The sequence below is a fragment of the Nostoc sp. WHI genome (assembly GCF_015714725.1).
In the GTDB taxonomy this organism is placed as follows: domain Bacteria; phylum Cyanobacteriota; class Cyanobacteriia; order Cyanobacteriales; family Nostocaceae; genus Nostoc.
Map to the genome: position 1 here is coordinate 1 of NZ_WBKM01000080.1, position 11,561 is coordinate 11,561.

An 11,561-nucleotide genomic window follows, 5' to 3' on the forward strand; every position below is an offset into this window, starting at 1 on the left:
TGAGTGCCAAAGCTTGGATGTAAAGGGGTTCGGCTTCGCTGTATCTGCCTTGGGAGTAGTAGAGTAAGGCTAGGTTGTTGAGGCTAGAGGCAACATCTGGATGTTCTTCACCCAGCAGTTGACGCGTGAGTGCCAAAGCTTGGATGTAAAGGGGTTCGGCTTCGCTGTATCTGCCTTGGGAGTAGTAGAGTAAGGCTAGGTTGTTGAGGCTAGAGGCAACATCTGGATGTTCTTCACCCAGCAGTTGACGTGTGAGTGCCAAAGCTTGGATGTAAAGGGGTTCGGCTTCGCTGTATCTGCCTTGGGAACGGTAGAGTGACGCTAGGTTGTTGAGGCTAGTGGCGACATCTGGATGTTCTTCTCCCAGCAGCTTGCGCCAGAGTGCCAATGCTTGGATTAAAAGGGGTTCGGCTTCGCTGTATCTGCCTTGGGAGTCGTAGAGGAACGCTAGGTTGTTGAGGCTAGTGGCGACATCTTCCTCTAACCCTAATTCTTTTTGCAATTCCAGCGCTTTATAAATATACTTAATTGCTAAATCTAATTCTTGTTGATAGTCCTGGGCTTCACCTCTATCTAATCTCTGTTTGTAAATGTTCGACAATGTAATATACAAACTTGCTAATTTCGCGTCTTTAATTTCGCTTTGCTGTTCTATTTGCTGAATTAATCTTTGTAAATCTTCAATGGGTAAAAAATATTCATTCTCACTATTAAAGTTTTCTAATTCCGTACTTGTTAACGCAAAATGTATCGCCTCAACTTCTCTCGCAGAAATCACATTTTTAGCATGGGAAACAAACCGAAATACTCCATTACGCCAACTCCAAAAATCCGGCGCTTTTTTCATTAAACTAATCATCAATTGATGCGTCACCCACAGGACAATCGCAAAGGGAAATTTCCCCAAAGCTTCCCTTGTCCACTGCAAATAACCAAAGAACTTTTCTTGTGCTGATTGTTCTTCCCCCAGCCTGAGAAAAAGCAACTTTTCTGCACCCGTGACAGTTATCACTACTGGTTGATACTGTTGTAGACATTCTTCCTTTTCTAAGAGTTCTTGAATAGCGGCTTTTAAATTAGGTTCTTGTTCGTCTAATGCAACAGTATAAGTACAAAAATGAGGTTTTAATTCTGTTTCATAGCGGTCAATTATTTGATTCCGAAAATCAGCATTATCACAAACACCAATCAGTAAATTAAATTTACCTTCTCCCGCTTCAATGGAGACAATCAAATCATCAAAAGCATCTTGATTTTTTTTATCAGAGTTAATATTTTTATTCTGATTATTCGCTGTCATCAATTAACCCCTCCTCACGCAACAATTCGACAACAATAGGATGAACATCATACCAATTTTGACGGTTGCGATATTCAAGCACATAAAGCCCGTGTAATAAATCGAGAAATTCTTGTTGTTTCGGGTCTTCTGGCTTTAAATTTTGATAAGTTGTTTGCAAGATTCGATAATCTACACTACCTAAAGGCATAGCAAAATCATTGCGGATATTATTAATTGCTTGTTCTAGAATTTCATCATTAATTATTACTTTATCTTCGGGTTTACGGCGAATTAACCGTAGACAAATCCGACAACATTCATTAGAAATGCGAATTAACTCCCGCAACACACCACCACTATTTAAAACTATTTTTTCTGCTGTTGATGATTCCAGTAAATTAGTTGAGATTCGTTTATTCAATATTTCACAAAGGATATTCAAAGTTTTTGGAAATGGTGTAGCATTTGCTAAATGACTCTCCCCTTTTTTAAATAACTTTAAAACAGGCATCACCACAATTTGGTCATTAGTTTCATTTTCAATAGTTGGTTTGAGTGCTGTTTCCCGCAAAGCCGCAATGGGGATAGTATAAATAATCCTAAATCCAGGTAAACAAAGAGCTTTGATATTATCTTTAAACAGATGATTGACTACTGCTAAATCAAGTTTATCTACATCATCAATAATTACTAATATTTGTTTTTTCGTAGCCACTTGAATTTCTGCGGCGATAATATTTAATTGAGCAACTAAATCAGAAATTTTGCGCTCAAATTCTTGTTTGAGTTCATCACGAATTTTCGAGTCAACTTTTAACTTTAAACTAAATAATTTCAATATATTAAAATCTTTAGAAGCTTGCCTTTCAATATTGGTTTCTTCAGTGCGGACGCGGGTAGCAAACCATTTATCAATCGCATTTTTAGTAGAAGTAGGAATATCAATTTGACGTGCTTCCGCTTCCAACATTAAATTAACAGCAATAGAAAACAGGACATTAATATGATTTACATCAGACGTTTCTATAGTGTTAGCAATAGAAAATAAAACCACAAAATATTTATCTTCTATTCTCCGGCTAAATTCCGCCAACAAAGTAGACTTACCACATCCCCGATGTCCCGTGAAAACAACCTTACTATCTGAATTGGGACTATCTTCAACCAACTGGATCAATTCATCAATAGTATCTTCGCCATACTCTACCCGAAACCGTCGTAAATCATTCTCTTCAATTAAGGGTAACAGTTCCAAATTGCGATAAGCTTCTTGAAACGACTTGAGTAAATCTTCAGTCATAGAATAGGGTAAATATAATTAACCTGCACCACAGTTAATTATCACCCATTTCTTCACAGATGGAAATCCAAACCGCTCTTTTCTGGGCAGAGGGATGATTTTATCAAAACCCCCGGAACCCATCAAGATTGCAACTTAATTTGGTCACGATATTTAGAGGATGTTTGAAAAGTATTTGGCTGTGATTTTAGGCACTTATAGATCCCCCCTAACCCCCCTTAAAAAAGGGGGAACCGGAATCAAAGTCCCCCTTTTTAAGGGGGATTTAGGGGGATCTATAACGTTTTGATACCTACAATAGGACTTTTCAAACATCCTCTTAGACCGTCGCAACCCTTCCTCAATTTCACGCACTTCCACTTCGAGGCACAGTATTGCTTGATCTACGGGACTAGCTGCAAGTATCAGAATTGCTTTGACTGTAGGGCTATTGCTCAGAATGGAGTAAAAAAAGTTACTATTAAAACTCAGTAATCAGCTTAAGATGGCTGTTTTTCTGCCAAACAGCGTATCAAGAGAACCATACCATAAATACATAGTTTAATTTCTGATTAACCTCACCCAATGGGATGAATCTATTGGATGAAGAATAAAGACTCTAAGTGATGTTAATCTAAGGTTTCTGAGCTAAATTAAATAAAAACTTTAGTTTTTCACAGTTTTCTTTTTTGGACAATAGTAATATAAGTTGTAAATAAAGTCTTTCACAATTAAGACTTGGTGAGAATTTAAGTAAGTTATCAAGAAATTAGTTCGTTTTTTAACAGGAGAAGTAGGGTGCTTAACAACTTTCATCAGTTCTTATCTCCCCGCCAGTGGGGAATTTCCCTGGCGGGCTTAAGCTTACTTCTCGGTTTGGGCTTTATAGGCAAGCAAACTCAAGTTGTATCGGTTACAGATTCTCCATTATCATCGGCTCAGATTCAGAAAACTTCCGAAAACTCTCTTTTGTCGCAGCTAAGAAGAGTTCGAGAGGAGAGAAGTCAACTGAAAGCAGCTTCTGAAGAGCGGGAGATTTTTATGCAGAGCGGAAAAACATTACCTACAATCACAGCGCTGGTTCCAAGTTCTCAGGGAGCGACAAAAGGCTTAGGAGTTTTACCAAAAGCGAGTTTTCCCGCCAAAGATGGGATTTACCTCTATGGTCAATTCCCAAAAGCAAACCAGATTGGTCAAACTTACATCATATTTGAGAAGCAGCAAAGCAAGGCAACTGGTGCTTTGTATATGCCTCAATCGGAGTTTAATTGTTTTCAAGGTACACTCGACCAGTCAGGAGAGTTGGCGATGACGGTTAGCGGTTCGTCAAATCAAGCCAGGTCTAATCAGTCGAATCAGGTAGCTACAAGCAGTAGACTACCTAATGTTAGTGAAGATGAGTTAAGCAATTATGCTTACTCGGTGGCGCTGCAAGACTTTCATCGGTTAAATTCTATCACTGCTAGCGATCGCCGCATATTACAAATGTGCAAGTAATCTTTAAGTTAATACTCAATTCCTGGTTGCGCCTTAACGCCTTGATCGCGGAAAGGGTGCTTAACTAGGGTCATTTCGGTTACTAAGTCAGCACGCTCAATTAAAGCAGCCGGTGCGCCTCTACCTGTGAGAATAACGTGTTTGTTAGCAGGTTTTTCTGCCAAACCTGTTAAAACGTCCTCTACTCGTAAGTAAGCCATTTTGAGAGCAATATTGATTTCATCTAACAGCACCAGATGGAAATCTGGATTGCGGATGTATTCTAATGATTTTTCCCAAGCGGCGTTAGCTTTGTCGAGATCGCGATCGCGATCTTGAGTTTCCCAGGTAAAGCCTTCGCCCATTGCATGAAATTCTAACTGGTCTTCCCAATAACTGAAAACCCTTTTTTCTGAAGGTTCCCAGCTACCTTTGATGAATTGGACGATCGCTACTTTATACCCGTGACCGAGCGATCGTAACACCATCCCCAAAGCCGCAGTAGTTTTACCCTTACCGTTACCAGTATTTACAATAATTAATCCTTTTTCGGGTACAGCTTGTGCTATTCGCTGATCCTGTACTTCTTTCCGTCGCTGCATCTTTTTGCGATACTGTTCATCAGTCAGAGATGAGGACATTACCTCATCAATCAAGCGGCCAATCTCTTGATCTGGGTTTAATTCTTTTGGTGTGTCGTTTTTCATCAACCTTGTATGCAAATAACTGTTAAAACTTTCGAGAATGAACCGAAATTCTGTTGATTATCCAATTTTACTTAAATTACATAATTGAATATGTCCAGTAAGATTTAACGGAAAAATATTGATATAAAAATTCTAAATTCTAAATTCACAATTTAACCTTTCGTAAAACCCTGTTTTCTTTATACTATGACTATAGAAGTTCTCCTAGCAAACATTGATCTAGCAAGTGTTACAACAGGACTATCAACACCGTAAACTTAATGAAATGTAAATGATAATATTTTCACATTCTACTTGACAATCTCATAAATTTGATATGGATAGTAACACTCGCCTACAGATGATTTTAGCTGATACACCTATTGATACAGTATTAAGAGCGATCGCTCAACTAAATCTACCTAACTGGTGGTTAGCCGGGGGTGCAGTCAGAAACACCGTTTGGCATTCAATTTTTGGCAATGACTGTGGATTGGGTATTAAAGATTTTGATATTGCATTCTTTGATATAGAGGGTAATCGTTCCCAAGAATTAGCAGCAAAGGTAACTCTCACAGAACAATTTCCTCATGAGCAGTTTGATGTAAAAAATCAAGCTAGTTTTGCTCGTTGGCGTCTTGGTCACAGACCCTACACTAGTACAGAGGATGGCATCACAGATTGGCTGCATACTGCTACTGCTGTGGGAGTTCGACTAGATGCACAAGGCCAATGGCAATTTTTCACACCCTACGGGTTAGATGATCTGTTTGGTGGCATTATTCGACCTACGCCAGCACATACTCATAATATAGATGCCCACAATAAAGCATCTGGGTTTTTACAAAAGTGTCCTTATCTGCGGTTGGCGTAAAAGAAATCTAGTAACAAGTAGCTTTAACTTGGAGTTTAGTATATTTGCAAACAGTTTTGAACTTGAAAGGAAATTCGCAGAATGTAGACTGTTTAATTGAAAAAGCCTACGACGAACAAAGTATCCTGCCAATTCATTAGCAAATAAATAACCTTTACACAATTAACCATTTATTTGATAATAAACTAATGCTCTCTTAATTATTTGGGGAGTATTTTAAAGCTGTAGAAATGCTGCGATCGCATAAAAATCTTTAGGTGGTGTTACACGGTTGTTTCTTGTTCTACCGTTCTATTTTTACGATTTTTACGATTTTTTAGCCTACTTGGCAACATATAATACTGCTAAAGAGTCTCAGAAGCAAGCTATTCTGGATAAATTTCTTTTCTTTGCTATGTTAATCTAAATCCTAAATTTAGTGCTATTTGATTATGGCGAAATACACGATCTTTTATGTTTTCCCTAGATTGGTTGGTGACTGAGCTTCAAGGCAAAATCTCTCAAAATTTCCAAATTTGCTTGCTTGTAACTGTTGTGTCTGTTATTACTGAGTGGAGAGAGGTTTGCATTCGTTAAATAGAAAACACCTAATTTCCTCCTCAAAAACACGTAGGATTACAAAATGGCGAAAGTAGCATTGCTGATTGGGGTCAGTGAGTACCAAGGATTAAATACTCTACTTAGTGCCATTAAAGACGTAGAGGCAATGCAAAGAGTATTGCAAGACCCAGAAACGGGTGGATTTGATCAAGTAGAAACGTTGCTCAACCCAGACGACCCGACAAAAATTCAGCAAGCTATTGAGAAAGTGTTTTCTAATCGTACTAAAAATGACTTAGTATTGCTATTTTTTTCTGGGCATGGAATCAAAGATGATAGTGGCAATCTTTACTTCGCTACTAGTACAACTAACAAATATCCTAATGGGAATCTGATTAAATCTACTGCTGTTCCTGGTCGTTTTGTGCATGATATTATGGGAAGTTCGCTCTGTAAACGACAGGTGGTAATACTTAACTGTTCTTTCAGTGCAGCATTTGCCGAAGGCATGACTGCCAAGGATGATGGTGTTATTGATATTGAAGCTCAATTAGGCGGGAGAGGGCGGGCAGTCCTTACTTCATCAACCTCTACTCAATATTCTTTTGAACAAAAAGAGTCTATTCTCTCCGTTTATACCCAACACATAGTGACGGGTATTGAAACTGGAGCAGCAGATTTAAACAAAGATGGTTCGATTTCAGTGCTTGAGCTGCATGAGTACCTCTGCAATCATGTGGAACAAATTACAGATGCTATGAGTCCCAAAATCATTGGTCTGAAGGATGAGGGGTTCAATATTGTCATTGCCAAGTCACCTGCAAAACCCCAAAAGCGGGAACTTATTAACTTGGGTGAGATAAAATTAAAAACTTTACCGCCAACTGAAGATAACCATCAGTATGAGGAAGGAGTTATTCCTCTTCATAACTTTCTAAAGCCTTATGAATCTTTTATAAGAGATTTAATTGTAGCTCTAGCAAATGATGCGCCAATTAAAACTTTAAATAATAAAAAATTGACGATAAAACATGAAATTCAAAATCGTCTTCTCGATATAATTAGACATTTATCTAAAGCAGATTGTGTTTTGGTATTGCGCCATGATCCCAAAAAGAATACATGGCATAAAAAATCAGAAAGCGATTTTAATCAAGATATTAATCAAGAGTTTTATATTAACATCCTAAAGTCAAATATCTTAGCGGCAGTTTCAGAGAAATCTATTTTTTATAAATACCATCACGGTATTTATAAAACCGATCAGGAACAAAAAGTTTTTGTTTTTATACCACTGAAATCAAAACCACAAGCTGAATTTATGGTTATTTGTGGTTTGCCCAGAGATTACCGCTTTCTGGAAGATGCCTATGCGTTAATTTTATCTACCTTCTATCAAGCTAGTCAAGAACTTGAGTTGCAGCCGACACTAGTTGAAGCTGCCATTATAGATGCTCTTAAAAAGGCTTTTGGCTTTGTTTCCCCATCACTATATGACAGAAGATTTGAATTATTCTGTGAGCATTTACAACAAATGATAATTCATTTTCAGCCTATTGTTCGCTTAGATCCACATTACTTATCTATTAAAGGCTGGGAGGCTCTGGCTAGAGATCCTTATAAATTGACAGTTCCTTCTGAGCTATTTAAAGCAGCAGAATTGTGGGGAACTAGATTCACTGTTGAATTAGATCAGTATTTTCTTGAGAAAGCGATTACAACTTATTTTGAGGCTAGAAAGGAAGAACAACTACTTAGATATGATCAGATTAAGCCACTGTCCGTCAACGTTTATCCAGATTCTTTGATGCGACCAGTATATTTTGACAAGGTTAGTGAATTAATTAATAAGTTTATCGATGATGAGAGCGATAAAGACAAAAAATATAAACTGATACCAGCTGATAAACTCATTTTAGAAATTTCCGAAAAAGCTGAATTACCAAAAGTTGAAGATGGCAGTAATGTTAAACTTTCTTGGATAGATTTCAAAAAAAGATTAGAAGAATATAAAGCTCAACTGGATGTAGGATTTGCAATTGATGATTTTGGTGTTGGTTATGCTTCAGTTTCTCGTCTGGCAGGTTTAAATGTACCTCATGTCAAAATTGACCGAGAAGTTCTTTTTCATAATCATAATGATACAGAAACTATCATCCGCTTTGTTCATGAATTAGCTTTACAAAACCGAACGGATGTGGTAGTTGAGGGATTGGATGAGCATACTCCAATCAGCTTACATCGCCTTAAAGAAATTGGCGTGAAATATATTCAAGGATATGTTGTTGAGAAGGCAGGGGCAAAAGTTTATGACCGCATTGATAAGGATAAAGCAGATGCATTAATAGAACGTATTCTAGGAAAATAACTTAAATGATTTGGCTAATTTTATATAAAAACTATCGTGCGAAAGATATATATCCGAGGCTATTTATAAATATGGTCAGCAGCACTTTGTTCAGAGACAATAGAAAAAGCCTACATATAAAATAAATTAAGTTATGACGACTACACTTGCCTCTGCTGTTAAACCAAGAACTGAAGATAGTTTTGCCATTACTTTTGCACCATTGTCTCTTGAAGAAATCTATGCCAAGTCTAACGATCCAGCCAACGGTGCTGTAGTTGTGATGAGTGGAATGGTTCGCAATCAAACCGATGGTAAACCTGTGGTTGCTCTAGAGTATCAAGCTTACGAACCGATGGCATTGCGGGTATTTTATCAAATTGCTGCTGATATTCGCTTATCTACCCCTAAGGTGAATCGGGTAGTGATTTATCATCGCACCGGACGTTTGCAAGTTGGGGAAATCAGCGTTTTAGTAGCAGTGGGTTGTCCTCATCGGAGTGAGGCATTTGAAGCTTGCCAATATGCTATTGATACCCTCAAACACAATGCCCCCATTTGGAAGAAAGAACATTGGGAAGATGGTTCTAGCTGTTGGGTAAGTATTGGTGCTTGTGAAACATCAGAAGAAAATTGTTAAATTGTTTAGCAGACATCCCCTGAACTCGGCGTCGAAATTTTGTTCATTTCGCCCAACTTGGGACTCCACCAGCCTTTGGGTGTACTGAAGTAAGCCACATCTTGATGTTTTTTATCCTTCCAAGACTCTTGGGCAGAACACCGCAGCATTGTTTTGCTCTGTCCATCCTTGGTATAGCTGTACTCTTCTAAGGGCTGTTTGCATACTGGGCAGGGGTACGATGTGATCTTGACTGGGGGCTTTTGGGGATTTTCACTAATAGCCGCCTTAGTCCGGGGTGGCTGCCAAGTTTTGTTGAGGTCACTCCAAAACAGGACAATATCTGCACACCCACTGACACATTTGAGGAAGAATTTCTTTTTGACTTTACTGCTGGGAATTTTGGCTAGAAAATTATTGCAATCAGGGCAGCGAGTTCTAGAAGTTTCATATTTGCGCTCAACAGCAGCAGCTTTATTTGTAGGCGATGAAGTGATAACTACAGTTTTAGCCTTCGCCAGTGCTGGCACAAAATAATTCTGGTTCCAGTTTATCAAGTAATTTTGCCACGGCTGTTTTCCTTGAGCGATCGCATCCAAGGCATCCTCCATCTTGGCAGTAAATTCCGCCTCTAGCAAATCCGGCAATGCCTTGAGCAAAAAAGCATCCACTTCTAATCCCAAGGCTGTTGGTTGCAGGTGGCCTTTTGTCTGCTGGACATAATCTCGCTTCTTCAAAGTAGAAATGGTAGGAGCATAGGTACTTGGACGGCCTATTCCTTTGCGCTCCATCAACTGTACAAGTTTTGGTTCACTGTAGCGGGGTGGTGGTTGTGTCTGTTTCTGCTCATGCTCGGCATTTTTCAGAGTCAACATCTGCCCCTGTTGCAAAAAAGGCAGAATTGCATCCTTGCTCAAGTTGTTCCAGTAACGAGCATAACCGAAAAACTCTACAACTTGTCCTCTGGCTTGCCACAGGAGTGCGCCAGACTGAGTGATGATTTGAGTTTTACGAAGTTGGGCAGAGCGACATTGAGAGGCCATTGCCCGTTTCCAAATCATCACGTACAAGTCAAATTCATCAGCAGAAAGTTCTCCCCGCAACTCGGTTGAAGGACGAAACACGTCTGTTGGACGAATCGCCTCATGAGCTTCTTGAGCCGCTTTACCACTGCGATGATGAGCAAGCTGCTGCGGCACATTCGGCGGATCATGCTGCTCTAACCACTGACGTGCACTGGTGCAAAACTCTGCACTCAACATTACTGAGTCTGTCCGCATATAGGTGATTAATCCTGCCTCATAAAGCTTTTGGGCTAAGATCATCGTCTTATCTGGAGCCAATCTCAGCTTTGATCCAGCAGCTTGTTGAAGAGTTGAGGTTATAAAGGGTGGAGGTGGTTGGCGGTTAACAATCTTTCCCTCAAAGAGAATAACCTGATGAGGATAGCGCCGTGCTTCTTCAACTAAGCGTGTTGCTTCTGCTTCTGAGAGAACGCGCTTAGACTCTGGTGTTTCTGTGCTGCTACTTGCCGCGTCATCGTGAGTTTCTGTTGCTTGTTCTGGGGCATCTGAACGAGCATTTACTGTCCCGTGGTAGAAAGCCCGAAACCCTTCAACATAATCTACCCAGACATTCCAGTAGTCTTGAGGAACAAAAGTCAGAATTTCTTTTTCTCGCTGACAAATCAGGTGTAATGTAGCACTCTGAACTCTGCCGACACTCTTAGCGCCGTTGTTCAATGCCCAAACTAAGGGACTTCCCTTATAACCCACCAACTTATCTAGACAATCTCGACATAATCCTGCCCCTACCAAGTTAAAATCAAGCTTTCTGGGATTTGCGATCGCTCCTTGAACAGCAGATGCGGTAATTTCTGTGTAAACAACTCGTTTCGGATCTCTCAGACCGAGTATTTCTTTAAGATGCCAAGCGATCGTCTCACCTTCACGGTCTGGATCAGTTGCTAAGACAACTTCAGTTACTTGCTTAACAGCAGCCTTTAGTTGTCCAATTGTTTCCTTTGCCCGTTGGTCACGCGGTACATAATTGCACCGTACACTACTGCCATCCATAGTGAAGCCCAGAGAATCTTCTCCCTGATCGCTGAGTTCTCGGATGTGTCCACAACTAGCACGCACAATCCACTCTGAACCGAGAATTTGACTGAGCTTTTTCACTTTGCCAGGAGATTCAACCACTAAAAGGCGTTTCGGCATGGCACTTATTTTCTAGATGTTCTATAAAAGTAGGCAATTAACCCTTTATAATACATTTTAGTATTCATGTACTATAATTAATCCGCTTTTATAGCCTAAGATCCAAATTTTCAGTGCTATACCTGGTTGGGGCTACACCCAATACAGTTCGGATAAGATTCGATCCCCCCAACCCCCTTAAAAAGTGGGGCTAATAATGACTCTATTTCCCCCTTTTTAAGGGGAGCCAGCGCGGTCTT

The 11,561-nt window shown here is 39.6% G+C and carries 8 protein-coding genes; 4 read left to right on the plus strand and 4 right to left on the minus strand.

The annotated features are described in order from the left end of the window. Positions 1-1,300, minus strand: a 1,300-nt coding sequence (locus F8S12_RS08185) for a tetratricopeptide repeat protein (RefSeq protein WP_196515816.1), incomplete at its 3' end; no start/stop codon positions are given. Continuing rightward, positions 1,287-2,582 carry an ATP-binding protein gene (locus F8S12_RS08190; RefSeq protein ID WP_196515817.1) on the minus strand — a complete coding sequence of 432 codons (1,296 nt, stop codon included), beginning with the start codon at positions 2,580-2,582 and terminating at the stop codon, positions 1,287-1,289. The genes F8S12_RS08190 and F8S12_RS08185, both read right to left, overlap by 14 nt. Positions 2,583-3,359: 777 nt before the next feature. On the opposite strand from F8S12_RS08190, the gene F8S12_RS08195 reads away from it, so the two are divergent. Continuing rightward, positions 3,360-4,058: a hypothetical protein gene (locus F8S12_RS08195; RefSeq protein ID WP_196515818.1), complete on the plus strand. Its 699-nt coding sequence runs from the start codon at positions 3,360-3,362 to the stop codon at positions 4,056-4,058. 8 nt (positions 4,059-4,066) lie between these two features. Here the strand turns inward: F8S12_RS08195 and cobO are convergent, their stop codons facing one another. Then, positions 4,067-4,744, minus strand: a complete 678-nt coding sequence (gene cobO, locus F8S12_RS08200) for a cob(I)yrinic acid a,c-diamide adenosyltransferase (protein WP_196515819.1) — start codon at positions 4,742-4,744, stop codon at positions 4,067-4,069. Positions 4,745-5,060: 316 nt separating this feature from the next. Here cobO and F8S12_RS08205 point away from each other — a divergent pair, with 316 nt between their 5' ends. The 3 genes from F8S12_RS08205 to F8S12_RS08215 all read left to right on the plus strand — a co-directional run bounded on the left by F8S12_RS08205 (position 5,061) and on the right by F8S12_RS08215 (position 9,124). Next, complete coding sequence (locus tag F8S12_RS08205; protein WP_196515820.1) at positions 5,061-5,597, plus strand: nucleotidyltransferase family protein; 537 nt, start codon at positions 5,061-5,063, stop codon at positions 5,595-5,597. 622 nt (positions 5,598-6,219) lie between these two features. Next, positions 6,220-8,505: a caspase, EACC1-associated type gene (locus F8S12_RS08210; RefSeq protein WP_230967883.1), complete on the plus strand. Its 2,286-nt coding sequence runs from the start codon at positions 6,220-6,222 to the stop codon at positions 8,503-8,505. Between the two features lie 133 nt (positions 8,506-8,638). After that, positions 8,639-9,124, plus strand: a complete 486-nt coding sequence (locus F8S12_RS08215; RefSeq protein ID WP_196515821.1) for a molybdenum cofactor biosynthesis protein MoaE — start codon at positions 8,639-8,641, stop codon at positions 9,122-9,124. A gap of 5 nt (positions 9,125-9,129) precedes the next feature. On the opposite strand, the gene topA is transcribed toward F8S12_RS08215, so the two are convergent. Further along, positions 9,130-11,322 (minus strand): type I DNA topoisomerase, encoded by a 2,193-nt coding sequence (topA, locus tag F8S12_RS08220; RefSeq protein WP_196515822.1) that lies wholly within the window; start codon positions 11,320-11,322, stop codon positions 9,130-9,132. Positions 11,323-11,561 lie beyond the last annotated feature (239 nt).

Excerpts from the sequence above, each read along its gene's own strand:
- F8S12_RS08190 (WP_196515817.1), bottom strand. The coding sequence starts at position 2,582 with ATGACTGAAGATTTACTCAAGTCGTTTCAAGAAGCTTATCGCAATTTG.
- cobO (WP_196515819.1), bottom strand. The coding sequence starts at position 4,744 with ATGAAAAACGACACACCAAAAGAATTAAACCCAGATCAAGAGATTGGC.
- F8S12_RS08205 (WP_196515820.1), top strand. The coding sequence starts at position 5,061 with ATGGATAGTAACACTCGCCTACAGATGATTTTAGCTGATACACCTATT.
- F8S12_RS08210 (WP_230967883.1), top strand. The coding sequence starts at position 6,220 with ATGGCGAAAGTAGCATTGCTGATTGGGGTCAGTGAGTACCAAGGATTA.
- F8S12_RS08215 (WP_196515821.1), top strand. The coding sequence starts at position 8,639 with ATGACGACTACACTTGCCTCTGCTGTTAAACCAAGAACTGAAGATAGT.
- topA (WP_196515822.1), bottom strand. The coding sequence starts at position 11,322 with ATGCCGAAACGCCTTTTAGTGGTTGAATCTCCTGGCAAAGTGAAAAAG.